We start from the raw sequence: 19,079 nt of genomic DNA, 5'->3' as shown, positions 1-19,079 counted from the left end.
CGTGGGGGTCGAAGAACTGGGTACGGACGCCGACGGCGACGCCAAGGTGGCCGCCAAGCCCGGCAAGAAGGAAAGCGTCTTCCACCGGCTGTACGTCGGCACCGGCGCGTTCGACGTCGTGGGCAAGCGCAAGCGCTGGTACATGTTCTTCGCCGCGCTGGTGCTGGTCTGCCTCGCGTCGATGGTGTTCCGCGGCTTCAACCTCGGCATCGAGTTCGAGGGCGGCACGCAGATCCAGATGCCCGCCAACGGCATCCACGGCGTGATCACCGAGGAGCAGGCGAAGGAGTCGTTCCAGAAGGCGCTCGGCCGCCCGGCCTCGGAGGCGCAGAAGGTCGGCAGCGGCAACGCGGCGACCATCCAGATCCGCACCGACACGCTGAACGCGGCCGACGTCGCCAAGCTCAAGCAGGGCCTGTTCAACGACCTCGGTCCGAAGGCCGGCAACGGCCAGCCCAGCGCGCAGACGATCAGCGACAGCGCGGTGAGCGCGTCCTGGGGCGGGGAGATCTCGCAGAAGGCGCTGCTCGCGCTCGGGGTGTTCCTCGTCGCGGTCGTCATCTTCCTGGCGATCTACTTCGACGCGCGGATGGCCGTGGCGGCGCTCGTGTCGCTGCTGCACGACATCCTGGTCACCGCGGGTGTCTACTCGCTGATCGGGTTCGAGGTCACGCCGGCGACCGTGATCGGCCTGCTGACGATCCTCGGGTTCTCGCTCTACGACACGGTGGTGGTGTTCGACAAGGTCCGCGAGAACACGCGCGGCCTGCTCGGGCTGACCCGCCGCACGTACGGCGAGGCCGCGAACCTGGCGCTGAACCAGACCCTGATGCGGTCGTTCAACACGGCGTTCATCGCGCTGCTGCCGATCCTGGGCCTGCTGGTCGTCGGCTACGTGCTGCTCGGCTCGGGCACGCTGCAGGACCTGGCGCTGGTGCAGCTGACCGGTACCCTCGTCGGCGTCCTGTCGTCGGTGGCACTGGCCACGCCGCTGCTGGTCGACTTCAAGATGCGCGACCCGAAGTACGCGCAGCAGGCCGAGCGCGTCCGCCAGCGCCGCGTCACCCAGGCGCGCAAGGCGGCGGGCGACGAGGACTTCGACGCCACGGACGACGACGCACTGGCCAAGGAACTGCGCAAGGAGAAGGCGTACGCGGCCGCGGCCAGCGTCCCCGCCCGGATCCAGAAGCAGCGCCCGGCGGGCAAGCGGAAGCGCTGACGTGGAGCTGGACGAGGCACTCGGCCTGATCGCCGAGGTGCCGGACTTCCCCGAGCCCGGCGTGCTGTTCCGCGACCTGAGCCCGCTCTTCGCGGACGCGGGCGCGTTCCGGGCGGTCACCGACGCGCTGGCCGCCACGCTCGAACCCGGCGTCGAGGCGCTCGCAGGTGTGGAAGCCCGCGGGTTCCTCCTCGCCGCGGCCGTCGGGTACGCCCGCGGTCTCGGCGTGGTGCTGATCCGCAAGCCGGGCAAGCTCCCGCAGGTGGCGGGCCGCGTCGACTACGCGCTGGAGTACGGCACGGCGACGGTCGAGCTCCCGGCCGGCGTGGTCCGGCCGGGCCAGCGCGTCGCCATCCTGGACGACGTCCTGGCCACCGGTGGCACGGTGGCGGCGACCGGCAAGCTCCTGGAGGACGCGGGCGCGGTCGTCGACGGCGTGTCGGTGGTCCTCGAGCTCGGCGCGCTGGGCGGCCGCCAGGTCCTCGGCGGCCGGAAGGTGCACGCCCTCCAGACCTGCTGACCCCGGTCGTGAGTGTTCGGTCGGGTTAGAACCCGACCGAACACTCACGAGGCGGGTACCCGCTGGTCGGAGCCTCGGCATCCCCCTGAACGGGCGCACCCGACAGGGCTGCGAGGCGCAACGGCTACCCTGGTGGTCCGAAGGCCGCACGAGCAGCAGGAGGTGCGGGTGAGCCAGGAGCTCGACGCCGCGGTGCCCTCGAAAGAGGGCGCCCAGCAGAACGGGCAGGCGGCGGCCCAGCCGCCGAAGCCGAACGGCGCGGCGCCGAGCCCGTCCGCGACCCGCCGCGTCCGGGCCCGCCTCGCCCGCCGGATCACCGCGCAGCGCGCCGCCCCGGTCAAGCAGGTCCTCGAGCCCCTCGCCGTCATCCACCGCGAGCTGCACCCCAACGCCGACCTCGGGCTGCTCCAGCGCGCCTACGACGTCGCCGAAGAGCTGCACCGGAACCAGCGGCGCAAGTCCGGCGACCCCTACATCACCCACCCGCTCGCCGTCGCGACGATCCTCGCCGAGCTGGGCATGGACACCACGACCCTGGTCGCGGCGCTGCTGCACGACACGGTCGAGGACACCGGGTACGCCGTCGAAAGCCTGAAGGCCGACTTCGGCGAGAAGGTCGCCGAGCTCGTCGACGGCGTCACGAAGCTCGACAAGGTCAAGCTCGGCACGTCCGCCGAGGCCGAGACCATCCGCAAGATGGTCATCGCGATGGCCAAGGACCCCCGCGTCCTGGTCGTCAAGCTCGCCGACCGGCTGCACAACATGCGCACCATGCGCTTCCTGCCGCCGGAGAAGCAGGCCCGCAAGGCCCGCGAAACGCTGGAAGTCCTCGCCCCGCTCGCGCACCGGCTCGGCATGGCCACGGTCAAGTGGGAGCTGGAAGACCTCGCGTTCGCGATCCTGCAGCCCAAGAAGTACGACGAGATCGTGCGCCTGGTCGCCGACCGCGCGCCCTCTCGTGACATCTACCTGCGCTCGGTCATCACCGACCTGACCAGCAACCTCGTCTCGTCGCGGATCACCGCGAAGGTCGAGGGCCGGCCGAAGCACTACTACTCGATCCACCAGAAGATGATCGTCCGCGGCCGCGACCTGGACGACATCCACGACCTGGTCGGCGTACGGATCCTGGTCGAGGACGTCCGCGACTGCTACGCCGCGATGGGCGTCGTCCACGCGCTGTGGCAGCCGGTGCCCGGCCGGTTCAAGGACTACATCGCGCAGCCGCGCTTCGGCGTCTACCAGTCGCTGCACACCACGGTGATCGGCCCGGACGGCAAGCCCCTCGAGGTGCAGATCCGCACGTACGAGATGCACCGCACGGCCGAGTACGGCATCGCCGCGCACTGGCGCTACAAGGAAACCAAGGGCACGCACAACGGCAACGCCATGGACGTCGACGAGATGGCGTGGATGCGCCAGCTCCTCGACTGGCAGCGGGAAGCGGCGGACCCGGGCGACTTCCTCGAGTCCCTGCGCTACGAACTGGCCTCGCGCGAGATCTTCGTGTTCACGCCGAAGGGTGACGTGATCACGCTTCCGGTGGAGTCCACGCCGGTCGACTTCGCCTACGCCGTGCACACCGAGGTCGGGCACCGCTGCATCGGCGCCCGCGTCAACGGCCGCCTGGTCGCGCTCGAGCGGAAGCTGGAGAACGGCGAAGTCGTCGAGATCTTCACCTCCAAGGCGGAGAACGCGGGCCCGTCGCGGGACTGGCTGCAGTTCGCCGGCTCGCCGAAGGCGCGCGCGAAGATCCGGCAGTGGTTCGCCAAGGAACGCCGCGACGAGGCGATCGAAGGCGGCAAGGAAGCCATCACCAAGGAGATCCGCAAGGTCGGCCTGCCGATCCAGCGGCTGGTCTCCGCGGAGTCGATGGGCGCGGTCGCCACCGAGCTGCGCCACGCCGACATCTCGTCGCTCTACGCGGCGGTCGGGGAGGGCCACACCAGCGCGAAGCACGTCGTCCAGCGCCTGGTCGCGCTGATCGGCGGCGTCGACGCGGCGGAGGAAGAGCTCGCCGAGCGCGCGACGCCCTCGACCGTCACCCGGCGCCGCGGTTCGAACGACGTCGGCGTCGTGGTCAAGGGCGCCAGCGACGTCTGGGCCAAGCTCGCCCGCTGCTGCACCCCGGTGCCGGGCGACGAGATCCTCGGTTTCGTGACCCGCGGCGGCGGCGTTTCGGTGCACCGCACGGACTGCACGAACGCCGGCGACCTGCAGTCCCAGCCCGAGCGGCTGGTCGAGGTCGAGTGGGCGCCGTCGGCGTCGTCGGTGTTCCTGGTGGCGATCCAGGTCGAGGCGCTCGACCGGCACCGGCTCCTTTCGGACGTGACGAAGGTGCTGGCCGACGAAAAGGTCAACATCCTGTCGGCTTCGGTGACCACGTCCCGCGACCGGGTCGCGGTCAGCCGCTTCTCGTTCGAGATGGGCGACCCGAAGCACCTCGGCCACGTCCTCAAGGTGGTCCGCGGCGTGGAAGGCGTCTACGACGTCTACCGCGTGACGTCGGCTTCCTAGGGCCGCACACCCGTGCACCGTCTGGGAGAAGTGCTGCGGGAGTGCAGCGAAGACCTGATCGGGCGCGCCGAGCACGGTTAACGGAATTGTCGTCACGTCGTGTCCGGGAATTGTCCTTCGACGATTCCCGGAACGGTGGCCACGGTCTAAATACCGTCCCTGGAATCGTCGGCAGCATGCTACGGTCTGCAAATTGCAGGTGGGCCGGAAATGCGCGGTTGCGCCGGAAGGAGCAGCATGTCCGACGACACCACGCGGTACCTGTGCGCGGCGTCCTACCTCGACCCCGGCTACAGCACCCGGGCGATCAAGGAATTCCTCGTCGAGCCCACCCGGCCGGTCCCGGCGTCGCCGGGGATCGACGCGGGCCGCGTTCTCACCGAAGCGGTGCGGGCCCGGGCGCGCCGGAAGAACTACGACGTGATCCTGGTGCTGCTGATGGCCGTCGTCGTCGCGCTGTCGTGGGACAACCTGCTGCTGTACGCCTGGATCGTGCTGTCGGTCCTGCTCGTGGCCGCCCGGGCGGGCAAGACCGCCTACTCGACCCAGCGGCCCTTCAACCCGAAGACGCTCGTCGTGATCGGCCTTTCCATCGTGGTCGCCTGGCTGGTGCTGACCTACTCGGACGTGCTCTTCGAGGACCCCCGCAGCCGGTACGCCGTGCGGGCCGACGACTACTACGACGAGACTTCCGGCAGCGGCACGGCCCGGCTGGTGGTCGGCATCGTGCTCGCCGTGGTGGTGCTCGTGGTGGTGACGATGGAGCGGTGGTCGCTGTGGAACCTGCTGACGACCCGCTTCCGGCGCCTGGCCCCGCCGGCGCCGGACACCGGCAGCCTCAGCGGGGCGTTCACCGAAGACTTCCGCGGGCAGCTCGCCCGGTACCGCGGGGAAGACGAATTCGCCGGCGCGCCGGGTGCACCGCTGGTGGTGTACCGCGGCTACAACCCGTTCGTGGGCGCCGGGTTCCGGCGGGCGGCCTGGTCGATGGCGATCCCGCTGGAGCGCGTCGAAGACGATGAGGACGCGCCGGAGCCCCGGCCGGAACTCACCACCGTCGCGCTGTACGAGGGGATCCGCGCGGCGATCGCGAACCTCCGCGCCTCGAGCGCGCTGTCGCCGGACCGGCGGCTGGCCGGGCTGACCGTGACCGAGGCGGTGTTCACCCCGGCCGCCGAGCTCATCGACCACCTGGCGGAGCCGGAAGCCGCGGCCTACCTGCCGGACATCGAGCGCCCGCCGCTCACCCGGCTGCCCGAGGCGCACGTCGAGCGGCTCCGGACCGAGCCGAAGGAATGGGCGCGCTACTACCTCTGCTTCCAGGTCGAAACCTGGGACCGGGAACTGGTGCTGACCACCTTCCTGCACGTCGCGGTGGACGACACGACGCTGTACGTCGAGTGGACGCCGTTCATGCTGCCGCCGGTCAAGGCCGAATACCGGGCGGTGGACAAGATGCGGCCGGACTCGCTGCGCCCGTTCGGCCAGGGACTGCTGTCGTGGCTGGAGATGCCGGCGAGCCTGCCGGGCCGGATCGCGAACCTGGCGTCCTGGATCCGGCGGCCCGGGCGCGAGCCCGGCGTCCTCGACCCGGACCGCTACGGCGCCGCGCAGACGCTGCGCGAACTGGGCTCGGTGAACCGCTTCACCGACTACTTCCAGCTCGTGGACATCGAACGCTACGAGAAGATCATCGAAAGCCGGCTGCTCCCGGCGATCGGCAAGCTCCTGGCCGACGCCGGGTTCTCGACCGCCAAGTTCGACGAGCAGGCGGCGGTCGTGGTCAACAACGACGTCACCATCGAGGGTGACAACCGCGCCCCGATCACCCAGACCGGGGTGCGCGGCCAGCGCTCGCGCCCGTCCGGCAAGCCCGGCGGGGCGACCAGGACGGAGGCCTGATGGGACACCGGATTTCGAACAAGGTCAGCATCGGACGCGACAACTCGGGCGACATCACCCAGACGGGCATCGAGGGCGGCGGGGGAGAGGCCGCGGTCTCGTCCTTGCTGGAGCTCGTCGAGCGCCTCACGGCCGAGGTGCGCGGCCAGGAGCTGGCGAAGCAGGAGGTCCTGGAGGACACGCTGACCGACCTCGCGGCCGACCTGCGTGACGCCGACGCCGCCGAGCCCGCGGTGGTGCGCAGCCGGTGGGAGAAGGTCAAGGGCCTGCTGGGCGGGCTCGCCCAGTTCTCCGAGCTGGTGGCGAAGATTTCCGACCAGGTCCAGAAGATCTTCACCTGAGCCACTGTCCTCAGAGGAACTTGCGCAGCAGGGTGGTCACCTCGTCCGGGCGTTCCATCGACGGGAGGTGGCCGGTGTCGGGGAGCTCGGCCAGCTCCGCGTTCGGCAGCGACTCCGCCAGGTGGGCGGACAGCTCGATCAGGCCGAGCGCGTCCGCCGTCCCGATCACCACCAGTGCGGGCGTGGTGATCTCGGCGAGCCGGTGCCGGGTGTCCGGGATCCGCTCCGTCCACTGTGGAGCCGTCCACTCGCGCCGGTACACCTGCGCGCACATTTCCCGCACCAGCGCGAGCATCTCGGCCGGCAGCACGGACACGTCACGCGCCGGGCCCGCGACCAGGTACCGGATGTTGGCGTCCGCCATCGCCCGCACGTCCGCCGGGTCGAGGTCGCCTTCGCGGGCGAGGTAGTGGGCGAGCCGTTCGGGCGTGAACGCCTCGGCGGTCAGGCGCGCGATGTCCGCCTGCATGTGGTCCGGCCACTCGTGCCCGGTGAGGCCGGAGCCGAGCAGTGCGAGCCGGGTGATCCGCTCCGGCGCGGCGAGGGCGGCGTCGAGCGCGCACGCCCCGCCCATGGACGCCCCCACGAGCGCGGCCTGCTCGATCCCCCGGGCATCGAGCAGCGCCAGCAGGTCCTCGTAGTGGGCGAACTCGCCGGGCCCGCCGCCGGTTTCGCCGAAGCCGCGGCGGTCGTAGCGGATCACCCGGTGCGTGGCGGCGAGCGCGGTGAACTGGGCGTCCCACATCCGGCGGTCGCCGATCGCCGTGTGCAGCAGCACGACCGCGGGCCCCTCACCCGCTTCGTCGTAGCCGAACGCCGTCCCGCCCACTTCGATCATCGCCATGGCCCCAAACTAGCCACCCGACCGTGTCACACACCGCAGTTTTCGCTCAGGGCGAGAAGCTAGGGTGCCAACCATGACCGACGGATTCGAGCTGACGCGCGACGGCGAGGTCGCCCGCCTCACGCTGACGCGGCCGGAAAAGATGAACGCGATCACCTACGGCATGTGGTCGGCGCTCCCGGACGTGGTGGCCGAGGTGGAGGCCGACCCGGCGCTGAAGGTGCTGCTCATCGCGGGCTCCGGCCGGCACTTCTCGGCGGGCGCCGACATCAGCGAATTCGGTGAGCTGCGCACGACGGCGGACGGCGCGGCGAGCTACGACAAGGCGGTCGAGGGCGCGGTGGCGGCGCTGACCGCGATGCGCAAACCCTCGGTGGCGATGATCCAGGGCAACTGCATCGGCGGCGGCTGCCAGGTCTCGGTCGCGTGCGACTTCCGGTTCGCCGCGGAGGGTTCCCGGTTCGGCATCACCCCGGCGAAGCTCGGCATCGTCTACCACTTCGATTCGACGCGCCAGCTGGTCTCGCTGATCGGCCCGGCGCACGCCAAGTACTTCCTGCTTTCGGGCGAGCTGATCACCGCGGGCCGCGCCCGCGAGATCGGCCTCCTCAACGACGTTTTCCCGGCGGAGTCGCTGGAAGCGTCGACGGCGGAGTTCATCGCGACGCTGTGCTCGCGTTCGCAGGCGTCGATCCGCGGGATGAACCGGATCATCGAGAAGATCGTCGACGGCCAGGGTGAACCGGACGCCGAGGTCGAGGAGATCCGCTCCGACGCCCTGCACGGCGAGGACTACGCGGAGGGCGTCGCCGCGTTCCTCGAGCGGCGCCCGCCGCGCTTCACCTTCCGCTGAAACCCTTCCCCCGCCGGGGAAGTCAGGCGTCCAGGTACTCGCGGAAGTGCTCGGCGACCACGTCGGTGACCCCGGCGGGATCGAGGTGGCCGTCGATTTCGATGACCCGGATGCCGCGGGCCCGCGCCGCGCGGACCGCCTGCGCGGCCAGCATCCGGTCGCGCGTCAGGCGGCTGCGCTGCTCCGGGATCTCGGGCTCGTCCGGCCGGTGCCGCAGCTGGTGCTGGCGGAACAGCTCGGTCGGCACCAGCAGCACCATCCGGCGCGGCGAATCCACCAGCGGCGCCACGAGTTCCGGGTGCAGGCCCGAGCCCTCGGCGACGATCGGGCGCGGCGACTCCCACGCGCGCAGCTCGTCGAGCGCCCGCTGGAAGCGCTGCTCGAACTCCGCCAGCACCGCGGTCAGCTGCTCGCGGGCCGGCACGTCGTCCCCGGGCACGCGCCCGGGGCGGGCGCGGGCGTCGTGGTGGTAGGTCGTCAGCCCGTGGCGATCGGCCAGCAGGCGCGCGACCGTGGACTTGCCGGTCCACGGGGCGCCGCCGATCCACAGCGCCTTGCGCAGGGTCCCGAACGGATCCGAGGTCATCGTTCGACTATTGCGGCACCGGCGGGCCGAGGCCAGAGTTCCGGCGCCGGTTGAGCCGTTCAGCGCAGGGCCGGTCACCGCCCGTCGTCGTCGACGACGAGCACGGTCGAGCCGTCGGCGAAATCGGGGGGCCCGCCCAGCTTGAAGTGGAACCGCGAGCCCGGCCGGACCGCGGCGATCACCTGCGTGTCGGCGGTGTCGAGCACGATGATCGAGTGCTCGGCGGTGATCGGTTCCTGGCGCAGCAGCTCGGGCACGACCGGGATCGGCAGCGTGCCGGAGACCGAGCCGCTGCACTCGTCGTCGTCGCCGAAATCGGGTTCGAACGGCGGTGGCGGGACGAGCTGCGGGCGCCGCCGCCACCAGAGCCCGGCGAGCAGGCCGGTCAGCAGGCCCCCGGTGCCGCTGACGGCCGACGCCAGCCCGGCGCCGATCCCGGACGGCGCCTCGGTCACCACCGGGGCGGGCGCGGCGGGCGGGGGCGCGGGCGGCAGCGGCCCGAACTGCACGGCGGGGTCCTCGGCGTCCTCGGGCAGCTGGAGCACCTGCCCCGGCTCGATCTGCGTGGCGTCGCCGAACGGCGTGCCGTCCGGGCGTGGCCTGCCCTTGTTGAGCTCGAAGATCTCCGGGTACCGGTTGCCGTCGCCGAGCGCGCGCTCGGCGATCTTGAACAGCGTGATGTCGTTCGGGTTGTCGGCGTGCGGCACGATGTAGTACTTGACCGACGGCGGGGGCGGCGCGGTCTGCGCGAGCGCCGGACCGCCGGCGAGCACCGCGAAGAGGACACCGGCGGCGCCGGCTTGCCCGGCCCGCCCGAGGACGCGGCGCACCGCGGAAGCCCGGTTTTCGGCCATGGTTGGCACCTCTCCCCGGCGACCCCGGCGGGTCCCGGTGTTGCCCCCTACACGGGGCCGGTGCGGCCGTGGTTCAGATTCCGTCCCGGGGAACGGTTTCGCGGGCCTTCGCGAGCGGAGCCGGACACGAGCACGAGGACCCGCCCGTCCCGGACCCGCGTCGCGCGCGGTGTCCGGGACGGGCGGGTCCCCGTTCAGCTCTCGTGGCGAGGCGGAACTACTGGACGGTGACGCCCGTGAACTTGACCTGCTTGGTCGGCGCCCCGGTGCCGTCCTGCGGGTTCGGGTTCGCGATGCCCGCCTTGGCGACCGCGTCGAGGACCTTCAGGCCCTCGTCGCTGATGCTGCCGAACACCGAGTAGTCCGCCGGGAGGCCCTCGGCGTTGCCGTAGACCATGAAGAACTGGCTGCCACCGGAGTTCGGGGCGGACGTCTTCGCCATGGCCAGGATGCCGCGGCCGTACTTGATCTCCGGGAACGCCTCGTCCGGCATCGTGTAGCCGGGGCCGCCCTGCCCGTCGGTCTGCGGGTCACCGGTGGCCGACGGGTCACCGCACTGCAGCATCTGCAGGCCTTCGGTGCCGAGCCGGTGGCACATGGTGTCGTTGTAGAAGTTCTGCTTCGCGAGGCTGACGAAGCTCTGCACGGCGCAGGGGGCGAGCGCCCGGTCGAGCGTCAGCGGGATGTCGCCCGCGGTGCTCTTCAGCGTCACGTTCACCGTGCCCGTCGACGGGACGTTCTTGCCGTCGGGCGTGTTCACCTTCTTCGGCGCCTTGCTGCCCGTCGTGTCGGCCTTGAAGTCGCACGTCGTCGGGTTCGGCAGCGCCGTGGCCCGCTTCGGCAGCGCGGTGCGCTGCGTCGGGATCTGGACCTCGGTCGGCGGCGGGGCGGCCGACGACGACGCGGCCGCGTCGGTGCTGTCACCGCCGTTGGCGCTCACGATCCACACCACCACGCCCGCGACGACGAGGACCGCTACGCCGACGACGCCGGCGCCGATCCTCCTGCGTCGCTTCTGCTGCTCCAATCGGCGCTCGAGCTGCCTCTCGAGCTTGCGCTTCGCAGCTTCGCGGCGCTGCTGGTTGGTCGCCACCCCGTACCCTCCAGGTTTCCGCTCGTGTCACACGTCTGAGGTAGCGGCAGTGTATGGGCACAGCCTGTGAGGACCATGTACAGGGCCCGCTAGTCTCAACCCGATCGTGATCGGCGCCATCCGGCGCGGATGTCCGGGAGGCGTTCGGTGCTCGTCGTCGGGTTCGGCAGCGGCCCGCTGCAGGCGAACTGCTACCTGCTGGCGGAGGCCGCCGGCGGGCCGTGCGTGGTCGTGGATCCGGGGCAGGAGGTGGCCGGTCCGCTGGCCGCCGCGCTGGCCGAGCACCGGCTGGTCCCGGCCGCCCTGCTGGCCACCCACGGGCACCCCGACCACGTCGCTTCGGCCGCCGAGCTGTCGGCCGAGCACGGCGTCCCGCTGCACCTGCACCCGGCCGACGCGGACCTGCACGACGGAGCCAGCGTCCCGCTCGAGGCCGGCACCTTCGCCGGGCTGGACATCGACGTCCGGCCCGCGCCCGGGCACACCCCGGGTTCGGTGGTGCTCGTCCTGGAGACGGCGGAAGGCGGGCGGCTCGCGCTGACCGGCGACACGCTGTTCGCCGGCTCGGTGGGCCGCGGCGACGTCGCGGAGGCGGTGCGGGACCTGCTGGCGGGCCTGCCGGACGACACGGTGGTGCTGCCGGGCCACGGCCCGGCGACGACGATCGGCCGGGAACGCGCGGGCAACCCGTTCCTCGCCGGGACGGGGGCTTGAGCATGGCCGGGGAGACGACCGAACGGCTGGCGCTGTTCGAGGAGGACCCGAAGGGCCGCCGCCGGCGCGGGATCTCGGGCCTGATCGGCGTGGTCATCGTGGCCGCGGCGTTCGGCGGCGTCGCCGGGCTGATCGGCGGCACGGTGACCGGGCTGGTCGTCGCGCTGGTGATCGCCCTGCCGCTGCTGTACGTGATGGCGGTCAGCATCCGCCGCCGCGTCTGGCTGGAGGGCTCGACGCTGCTCGTGCGCACCTGGGGGCTGCGCCGCGTCGACCTGGTCACCGCGACCCGGCTCGACCTCGTCGTCGGCGACGTCCGGGGCAGCCGCACGGTCAGCCTGCTGGTCAACGCCGGGCAGCGCGGCAAGGTCGCGAAGGTCGACCTGGCGGTGTTCTCCGGTACTGGCGGGCGCGAGCTGGGCATCCTGCAGCTGCGGAAGCTGGCGAACGCGCTGATGAACAACACCGAGGCGAACGGCCTCGTCTTCGGCGAGCTGCTGGTCGCCGAGCTGAAGGCCGAAGCCCGCGGTTCCGGCGTGGCGGAGCGCCCGCTCTACCGGCTGGCGTCGGTGGCGCCGTCGGGCAAGTACGTGCAGCGCTTCACGATGGAAGCGGTCAGCCGGTTCGTGGCTACGCTCGACTGACGGCTGTCTCGAGGTACGCCGCCGGCTCGCGGGAGGCGATCAGCGCGGCCAGGATCGTCGTCACCGGGACGGCCGCGACGATGCCGACGCTGCCAGCCAGCGTGCGGATGATCTCCTGCGCGATGTCCTCGCTGCCGAGCAGCGCGCCCAGGCCGACGCCGGAGATCGACGAGTACAGCAGCACCGGCAGCGCGGCCCCGGCGTAGGCCATGACGAGCGTGTTGACCGCGGAGCCGACGTGGTCGCGGCCGATCCGCAGGCCGGAGCGGTACAGCTCCTGCCAGGTCAGGTCCGGGTTGGCCCGGCGCAGCTCCCAGACGGCGCTGGTCTGGGTGACGGTGACGTCGTCGAGCACGCCGAGCGCGCCGATCACGACGCCGGCGAGCAGCAGGCCGCGCGCGTCGATGCCGTGCCCGAGCGAGCCGATGAGCGTGGACGTGCTGTCGTCGAGCCCGGTCAGCGAGGCCGCGGCGGAGAAGATCGCGGAGAGGACGCCGATGAGCGCGAGGCTGACGAGCGTGCCGAGCACCGCCGCGGACGTTCTCGCGGTCAGCCCGTGGGTCAGGTAGAGCGCGATGAACATGATCGCGCCCGCCCCGGCGATCGCCACGACCAGGGGGTTTTCGCCGGCGAGGATGGCCGGGAGGATGAACAGCGCGATGACGGCGAAGGACAGCCCGAGCGCGACCAGCGCGGCGAGCCCCTGCCAGCGGCCGAGCACGAGTACGGCGACCGCGAACAGCGCGGCCAGGACGAGCAGCGGCGTCCCGCGCTGGAAGTCGACCAGCTGGAAACTGGCGGGGTCGGCCGCGTTCCCGCCGTTGTAGGCGAGCACGACGGCGTCCTTGGCGGCGAACCGCGGGGTGCTGGGCTCGATCGGCACGGTCAGCTTGAGCTGCTTCCCGCTCGCCGGGCCGTCGGTCATGGTGAGGTCGACGGTCAGGCAGGGTTTCGCGTTCGGGTCGGTCTGGTCGCCGACCTGCACCTGACCCTGCGCGAGGCACGGACCGGTGGCGGTGGCGGTGATGCTCGCGTGCACGGGCGTGCCCTGGGGGACGACGCTCGTCGGCGAGGCCTTGCCCCAGGGGTAGAGGACGACCATGCCGACGACGGTGGCGAGCGCGAGCGGGGCGAGCAGCCAGATCAGGAGCAGCTTGACCCGCCGTGACGCGGGGGCGGCGGGGCCGTGGCCGTGCCCATGACCGTGTCCGTGGCCGGCTTCGGGTTCCGGGCCTGTCCGGCGGGGCCGGACGCCGTCCTCGGCGACCCGCTGCGGGCCGGTGTCCCCGCGGCGAGCGGTGCGCTGAGGCCCGGTGTCGCCCCGGTGGGCGCGGCGGGCGGCGGGGTCGGCTGGGGCTGCGGCGCGCTGGGGGCCGGTGTCGCCACGGCGGGGGGTTTCGTGACCGGCGGGGATCTTCTGGGGGCCGGTGTCGCTGCGGCGGGGAGTTGCGTTGTCGGTGGGGACCCGCTGCGGGCCGGTGTCGCCACGGCGGCGGGGCGCGGGGTCACCCGGAGGAACCTGTTGCGCGCTGGTGTCGCCGCGGCGGGAAGGTGCGTCGCCTGTGGGGACCCGCTGGGGGCCGGTGTCGCCGCGGCGGGAAGCGGACTCGCCGGCCGGGATCCGCTGGGCGCCGGTGTCGGCTCGGCGGCCGGGGCGGGGGGCCGCGACCTCGGCCGGGACCCGCTGCGGTCCCGTGTCGGTCCGGCGGCGGGCTGGGTCGGCCGCGCGGCGAACACCGTCAGCCGGCGTCCGGCGGAGGGGTTTCCCGGGCGTTCCCGGCGTGCCGGACGTCCCGGGTCCCGGCGAAGGGGACACCTCGTCCGTGACCCGGCGAATCGGTCCGGTGTCGTCGTCGGCGAGGTCGGGGCGGTCCACCCGCACATCCTGACAGCGGGATCCCGGCGCCCGCGCCAGGGGCCGCCGACGGCCCGGTTCGTCCGGATGCCTCAGCCGTACGCCTGGCGGACGTGGACCCGGCGGTACGCCGACGGCGGGGTGTCGAAGTGGTCGAGGAAGGCCTGCCGCAGGGTTTCCGTGGAGCCGAAGCCGCAGCGGCGGGCGATCGTGGCCAGCGGGAGGTCCGTGCCGGACAGCAGGCGGGCCGCCTGCTCGGTGCGGATCGTCCGGACGTACCGGCCCGGCGTGGTGCCGAGGTGCGCGTCGAACAGCCGGGTGAGCTGGCGGGTGCTGATGCCCGCCCGGGCCGCGAGCGCCGGCGTGCCCAGGTCTTCGCCGAGGTGCTCGGCGATGTACGCGGTGAGGTCGCGGACCTCGCGGTGCTCCGGCGGGGGACCGGACAGGAACAGGCTCACCTGGGCCTGGTTCCCCGGCCGCTGCAGGTACGTGACCAGCGCGCGGGCCGCCTCGCGGGCCAGCGTCGGGCCGTGGTCGGCCTCCACCAGCGACAGCGTCAGGTCGAGCCCGCTCGTCACGCCCGCCGCCGTGTAGACGTTGCCGTGGCGGATGTACAGCGGCACCGGGTCCACCGTCACCGCCGGGTAGTCGCGGGCGAGCCGGGCCGCGTAGCGCCAGTGGGTGGTCGCGCGGCGGCCGTTGAGCAGGCCGGCCGCGGCGAGCACCTCGGCACCCGTGCAGACCGACGCGACGCGGCGGCTGGCTCGGGCGAGCCGCCGGACGTGGGCCAGTACGCGCTCGTCGGCGGCCGCGGCCGGGCTGCCCCAGCCGCCCGCGACGACCAGCGTGTCGAGGTCGCCGGTGACCTGGTCGAGCCGCAGGTGCGGCTGCACCACCAGCCCGGCGCAGGTGCGGATGCCGTGACCGTCGACGGAGGCGAGCTGGATGTCGTACGGCGGCCGCGCGCCGAGCCGGTTCGCCGCGTCGAACACATCGGCGGGACAGGCGATGTCCAGCAGCTCGGCGTCGGCGTACCCGACGATCACGACCCGTCTGGGTGACCCTGGCATGATCGAACGCTAGCAGCCGGACCGGGCGCTCGGACGTGGTTCGCAGGAATCCGGACACCGGCGGCCCGCCGGGCGGCCCGGCCCGCCATGGTCGGGGCATGACCGATGCGCAGAAGACCCTCGCCTTCGTCGTTTACCCCGGGCTGACGCCGCTCGACCTGGTGGGCCCGCTCCAGGTGCTCAGCGGGCTCGCGCAGATGGACGCGGGCTACCGGACCGTCGTCGTCGGCGCGACCAAGGACACCGTCGGCACGGACACGCCGTTGCGCGTCGCCCCGAGCCACACGTTCGAGGAGGTCCCGGCGCCGTACGCGGTGCTGGTCCCCGGTGGCACCGTGCCGACGCTGCGGGCGATGGCCGACGAGCGCCTCCTCGCGTGGCTGCGCGCCGCGGCCGGGGGCGCGGAGCTGGTGACGTCGGTCTGCACCGGGTCGCTGATCCTCGGCGCGGCCGGCCTGCTGGAGGGGAAGCGGGCGACCACGCACTGGATGTTCCGCGACCTGCTCGCCGGGCTCGGTGCCACGCCGGTCGCGCGGCGGTGGGTGGAGGACGGCTCGGTGATCACCGCCGCCGGCGTGTCGGCGGGCATCGACCTGGCGCTGCACCTGGTGGAACGCCTCGCCGGGCGGCGGGTCGCGACGAACATCCAGTTCGCGATCGAGTACGACCCCGAGCCGCCGCAGGGCGCGCTGGACTGGGCGAACCAGCCCTACGGCGACCTCAAGCCGCTGCGGGAGCACACCCTGCGGGAAGGCCTGGCCGAGCACCCGGCGCTGCTGGAGAAGCTGCTCGCGCACACCTGACGGACGTCGTCGGCCATCCGGGTGATCGGCGGACGTGGCGCGGGCCCGGCGGTTAGATTCAGCTCGCTCGATCAGGTGATCTCGCGGGTGGGGTGTTGTAGCCGTGCGGTTCCAGGTGCTCGGTCCGATGACGGCCTCCGTCCCGCTGCCCTCGGCGGCCCAGCCGCGGCGGCTGCTCGCCGTCCTGCTTGCCCGCGCCGGCCAGTACGTCGGCCGCGACACGCTGGTCGACGAGCTGTGGCCGGACGGCGCGCCGTCGAGCGCCGCGGCGATCGTGCAGGTCACCGTGTCGAAGCTGCGCAAGACGCTCTCGCCCGGCCTCGGTGCCGCCGAGGCCGGGCAGCGGCTGCGGTCCGGGCCGCGGGGGTACGCGCTGGCCGTCGAGCCGGGTGAGCTGGACGCGGACGAGTTCCTGACGTGGGTGTCGGCGGGTGCGGACGACCGCGCCCAGCGCCGCCGCGCCCTCGAACGGGCGCTGGCGTGCTGGCGGGGCGACGCGTTCGCCGACGTCGCCGGCGGGCCGCTGCTGGAGGCGCACAAGCTGTGGCTGGAGGACCGGCGCTCGGCGGCGCTGCTGCAGCTGGTCGAGCTGGAGCTCGCCGACGGCGACGGCCGGTCCGTGGTCGAGCGCCTCGCCCCGGTGGTCGCGGCGCGGCCCGCCGACGAGCGGTTCGCCGCCCGGCTCGCGTCGGCGCTGGGCACGGTCGGCCGCCGCGAATCGGCGCTGGAGGTGCTCCGCCGGACCCGGCGGGCGCTCTGGGAAGAGGCGGGCGTGTGGCCGGGCGCGGACCTGGTCGCGGTGTACCGCCGGATCGCCGGCACCGAGTGGACGACGCCGGGGCCGCCCGCCCAGCTGCCGCCCGCCGTGCCCGACTTCACCGGCCGCGCGGCCGAGCTCGCCGACGTCACCCGCGCGTTGCGGGGGCCGGCGCCGGTGGTGCTGCACGGCGCCGCCGGGGCCGGGAAGTCGGCGCTGGCGGTGCAGGCCGCCTGGCGGGTCCGCCGCCGCTTCCCCGACGGCCAGCTGACGGCGTCGCTGCGCGGCCAGGACGGCACGCCCGCCGAACCCGCGGCCGTGCTGGCGGGGTTCCTGCGCCTGCTCGGCGCGACCCCGGCCGAACTGGCCGACCGCGCGGGACTGCCCGGGCTCTGGCGCGGCTACACCGCCGACCGGCGGCTGCTGGTGCTGCTGGAGGACGCGGCGTCGGAGGCGCAGGTGCGGGCCCTGCTGCCGAGCGGTCCCGGCTGCGCCACGCTGGTCACCGCCCGCCGCGAGCTGCCCGGTCTGTGCGGCGCGCACCCGGTGCCGGTGCTCTCACTGTCCACATTGGACGCTTTCGCGCTGCTCTCGGCCATCGTGGGGGAGTCGCGGCTGCGAGCGGAACCCGAAGCGGCACAACGGCTTCTCGGGTACTGCGGCGGCCTGGCGCTTGCCGTCCGGATCGCCGGGGTGCGGCTCGCGGCCCGGCCGAACCTGTCACTCGCGGAGCTGGCCGCGCGGCTGTCCGACGACCGGCGCCGCCTCGACGAACTGACGGCGGGCGACCTGAGCGTCCGAGCGGCGGTGACGTCGGCGCTGCGGCCCGCCGCGGATGTGGCGCTGCTGAGACTGCTCGCGGCCTTCGACGGCGCGGTCCCGGACTGGTCCGCGGCGGCCCTGCTCGACCGCCCGACCACGGAGGCCCGCGACCGGCTCGACGCATTGGCGGCCGCGCACCTGCTGGACCCGTCGGGACGGGTCCCGCCGTTCGTGCGACTGGCGCTCGCGGAGGGCCGGCAGGGCGAGGTGGATCCGGTGGCGCTGCGCCGGTCGTGCGAGGCGGCGTTGGCGCTGGCCGAGCACGCGCTGGGACTCCAGGCGCACCGGGCGCCCGGCGGTGCCGCGGGCGATTCGGCGGTCCCGCGGCGGCCTGGTGGCGTGCCGAGGGTTGCCGAGGTTGGGCCGAGCCGGGCGGTGCCACTTCGGGCTGCTGGCGTGCCAGGTGGTGCCGCGGGGGATTCGGCGGTCCCGCGGCGGCCCGCTGGCGAGCCGGGGGTTGCCGAGGCCGGGCCAACCCCGGCGGTCCCGCGACGCCTGCCAACCAAGCCCGATCCCGCCGTGCTGCGCCGGATCGAGGCCGATCCCGCTGCCTGGGCCGCCGCCGAGACCGGGCACCTCGCCGCCGCCGTGCGGCTGGCCGGGGCGCACGGGTGGCACGACCTCACCGAACAGCTCGCCGATGCCTGCACCGCGCTCGCCGGCACCCCCTGGCTCGGGCACGCCGCCCGTGCGGTCACCGTCACCGGGCTGGCCGCGGCCCGGCGGCGGCGGGATCCGCGGGCGGAGGCCGAGAAGCTCTTCACCCTCGGCTCGGTGCACTGGCAACACGGCCGCTGGCGGCAGGCGCGGAACTACTTCGTCATGGCCGAGCACCGCTACCGGATCCTGGACGACCCGCGCGGGACCGGGACGGCGCTCGCCGCGCTCGCCGACGTCCACCTCGACGGTGGGGACCCGCGGGCCGCCGAAGCCGAACTGCGGGAGGCGCTGGACCTGCTGCGCGACTGCGGGGACCGGCGCGGGCAGGCGGCCGCCGCCGCTCAGCTGGGCTCGCTCGCCGAAGACGTCGGGGATGTACGGCGTGCGGTCGAGAGCTTCGAAGTGAGCATGCTGCTCGCCCGTGAATGCGACGACGGCCGCTGGCACGACCAGGTCGCCAAGCGCTACGCCGACGTCCTGCGCCGGCACGGTGGCCACGACCAGGCGGCCGACCTGCTCACCGGTGCGCTGGGCGGGGCCGTCCGCACGCGGGAACGGCATTGGGAGGCGCACGTCCTGCGCAGCCTCGGCGACCTGCACGCCGACGCCGGCGAGCTCGCCGACGCGCAGCGGTGCCTGACGCGGTCGCTGACGCTGTTCGACCAGATCGGGCACCGGCACGCTGCCGCCTACACCCACCGCAGCCTGGCCGAAGCCCGTCGCCGCGCCGGTGACCCGGCCGGTGCGCGGCGGCACCTGCTGGCCGCCATGGGCGTCTTCCGGGAGCTGCACGACCGGCGCGGCGCCGGGTACGCCCTGCTCAGCCTGGGCCGGACGCACGTGACCGAGGACGCCGCGCCCGAGGCCGCGAAGTGCCTGCGCAGCTCGGCCGGGCTGTTCCGCGAGCTCGGGTTCCCGCTGTGGGAACTGCGTGCGCTGGGGGAACTGACCAGCGTCACCGGTGAATCCCCGGCCCGCGACCGGAGCCGTGAACTCTTGACGAAGATCAGGACCTGAGGGTCTCG

Annotated in this window: 16 protein-coding genes; 10 read left to right on the top strand and 6 right to left on the bottom strand. The window is 73.3% G+C overall.

Annotation, left to right across the window (positions count from 1 at the left end):
• The first annotated feature begins 1 nt into the window (after nt 1).
• From secF to SD460_RS28120, 5 genes are all read left to right on the top strand, one after another.
• Nucleotides 2-1,219 (top strand): protein translocase subunit SecF, encoded by a 1,218-nt coding sequence (gene secF, locus SD460_RS28140; protein ID WP_290061692.1) that lies wholly within the window; start codon nt 2-4, stop codon nt 1,217-1,219.
• A gap of 1 nt (nt 1,220) precedes the next feature.
• Nucleotides 1,221-1,739, top strand: a complete 519-nt coding sequence (locus SD460_RS28135; protein ID WP_318306959.1) for an adenine phosphoribosyltransferase — start codon at nt 1,221-1,223, stop codon at nt 1,737-1,739.
• 168 nt (nt 1,740-1,907) lie between these two features.
• The gene (locus tag SD460_RS28130) at nt 1,908-4,256 is read left to right on the top strand and encodes a RelA/SpoT family protein (RefSeq protein WP_290061690.1); all 2,349 of its coding nucleotides are present in this window, start codon (nt 1,908-1,910) and stop codon (nt 4,254-4,256) included.
• Between the two features lie 237 nt (nt 4,257-4,493).
• Entirely contained in the window at nt 4,494-6,158 is a 1,665-nt protein-coding gene (locus SD460_RS28125) for an AbeC-like domain-containing protein (protein WP_290061689.1), read from the top strand.
• A complete protein-coding gene (locus SD460_RS28120) occupies nt 6,158-6,499 on the top strand; it encodes a hypothetical protein (protein ID WP_290061688.1) in 342 nt (113 codons plus the stop codon). The genes SD460_RS28125 and SD460_RS28120 overlap by 1 nt, the downstream gene beginning before the upstream one ends.
• A 10-nt stretch (nt 6,500-6,509) precedes the next feature.
• On the opposite strand, the gene SD460_RS28115 is transcribed toward SD460_RS28120, so the two are convergent.
• Entirely contained in the window at nt 6,510-7,343 is an 834-nt protein-coding gene (locus SD460_RS28115; RefSeq protein ID WP_290061687.1) for an alpha/beta fold hydrolase, read from the bottom strand.
• Nucleotides 7,344-7,416: 73 nt separating this feature from the next.
• On the opposite strand from SD460_RS28115, the gene SD460_RS28110 reads away from it, so the two are divergent.
• On the top strand, nt 7,417-8,196 hold the full coding sequence (locus SD460_RS28110; protein ID WP_290061686.1) for an enoyl-CoA hydratase/isomerase family protein: 780 nt from the start codon (nt 7,417-7,419) through the stop codon (nt 8,194-8,196).
• Nucleotides 8,197-8,218: 22 nt separating this feature from the next.
• Here the strand turns inward: SD460_RS28110 and SD460_RS28105 are convergent, their stop codons facing one another.
• The 3 genes from SD460_RS28105 to SD460_RS28095 form a co-directional block, all read right to left on the bottom strand.
• A complete protein-coding gene (locus tag SD460_RS28105; protein ID WP_290061685.1) occupies nt 8,219-8,782 on the bottom strand; it encodes a DEAD/DEAH box helicase family protein in 564 nt (187 codons plus the stop codon).
• Between the two features lie 74 nt (nt 8,783-8,856).
• Nucleotides 8,857-9,636, bottom strand: coding sequence for a hypothetical protein (locus tag SD460_RS28100; RefSeq protein WP_318306958.1), 780 nt, complete (start codon nt 9,634-9,636; stop codon nt 8,857-8,859).
• A 217-nt stretch (nt 9,637-9,853) separates the two neighbouring features.
• Nucleotides 9,854-10,729 (bottom strand): peptidylprolyl isomerase, encoded by an 876-nt coding sequence (locus SD460_RS28095; protein ID WP_318306957.1) that lies wholly within the window; start codon nt 10,727-10,729, stop codon nt 9,854-9,856.
• Nucleotides 10,730-10,876: 147 nt separating this feature from the next.
• On the opposite strand from SD460_RS28095, the gene SD460_RS28090 reads away from it, so the two are divergent.
• The gene (locus SD460_RS28090) at nt 10,877-11,443 is read left to right on the top strand and encodes an MBL fold metallo-hydrolase (RefSeq protein ID WP_290062340.1); all 567 of its coding nucleotides are present in this window, start codon (nt 10,877-10,879) and stop codon (nt 11,441-11,443) included.
• A 2-nt stretch (nt 11,444-11,445) separates the two neighbouring features.
• Entirely contained in the window at nt 11,446-12,087 is a 642-nt protein-coding gene (locus SD460_RS28085) for a hypothetical protein (protein WP_290062338.1), read from the top strand.
• Here the strand turns inward: SD460_RS28085 and SD460_RS28080 are convergent.
• Together SD460_RS28080 and SD460_RS28075 are read right to left on the bottom strand one after the other, a co-directional pair.
• On the bottom strand, nt 12,074-13,963 hold the full coding sequence (locus SD460_RS28080; protein ID WP_290062337.1) for a YibE/F family protein: 1,890 nt from the start codon (nt 13,961-13,963) through the stop codon (nt 12,074-12,076). The genes SD460_RS28085 and SD460_RS28080 overlap by 14 nt on opposite strands.
• Before the next feature lie 71 nt (nt 13,964-14,034).
• Complete coding sequence (locus SD460_RS28075) at nt 14,035-15,012, bottom strand: GlxA family transcriptional regulator (RefSeq protein ID WP_290062336.1); 978 nt, start codon at nt 15,010-15,012, stop codon at nt 14,035-14,037.
• Between the two features lie 98 nt (nt 15,013-15,110).
• Here SD460_RS28075 and SD460_RS28070 point away from each other — a divergent pair, with 98 nt between their 5' ends.
• Nucleotides 15,111-15,815, top strand: coding sequence for a DJ-1/PfpI family protein (locus tag SD460_RS28070; RefSeq protein WP_290062335.1), 705 nt, complete (start codon nt 15,111-15,113; stop codon nt 15,813-15,815).
• A gap of 103 nt (nt 15,816-15,918) precedes the next feature.
• A complete protein-coding gene (locus tag SD460_RS28065; protein WP_438860848.1) occupies nt 15,919-19,071 on the top strand; it encodes an AfsR/SARP family transcriptional regulator in 3,153 nt (1,050 codons plus the stop codon).
• The last annotated feature ends 8 nt before the right edge of the window (nt 19,072-19,079 follow it).

The organism is Amycolatopsis solani (genome assembly GCF_033441515.1).
GTDB classification, from domain to species: Bacteria; Actinomycetota; Actinomycetes; order Mycobacteriales; family Pseudonocardiaceae; genus Amycolatopsis; species Amycolatopsis solani.
Note: the sequence above shows the minus strand (reverse complement) of the source record. Positions and strands in the feature narration are given on the sequence as shown.

Coding starts and splice junctions, on each gene's coding strand:
- SD460_RS28125 (WP_290061689.1), top strand. CDS start 4,494: ATGTCCGACGACACCACGCGGTACCTGTGCGCGGCGTCCTACCTCGAC.
- SD460_RS28105 (WP_290061685.1), bottom strand. CDS start 8,782: ATGACCTCGGATCCGTTCGGGACCCTGCGCAAGGCGCTGTGGATCGGC.
- SD460_RS28100 (WP_318306958.1), bottom strand. CDS start 9,636: ATGGCCGAAAACCGGGCTTCCGCGGTGCGCCGCGTCCTCGGGCGGGCC.
- SD460_RS28120 (WP_290061688.1), top strand. CDS start 6,158: ATGGGACACCGGATTTCGAACAAGGTCAGCATCGGACGCGACAACTCG.
- SD460_RS28075 (WP_290062336.1), bottom strand. CDS start 15,012: ATGCCAGGGTCACCCAGACGGGTCGTGATCGTCGGGTACGCCGACGCC.
- SD460_RS28085 (WP_290062338.1), top strand. CDS start 11,446: ATGGCCGGGGAGACGACCGAACGGCTGGCGCTGTTCGAGGAGGACCCG.
- SD460_RS28070 (WP_290062335.1), top strand. CDS start 15,111: ATGACCGATGCGCAGAAGACCCTCGCCTTCGTCGTTTACCCCGGGCTG.
- SD460_RS28115 (WP_290061687.1), bottom strand. CDS start 7,343: ATGGCGATGATCGAAGTGGGCGGGACGGCGTTCGGCTACGACGAAGCG.
- SD460_RS28110 (WP_290061686.1), top strand. CDS start 7,417: ATGACCGACGGATTCGAGCTGACGCGCGACGGCGAGGTCGCCCGCCTC.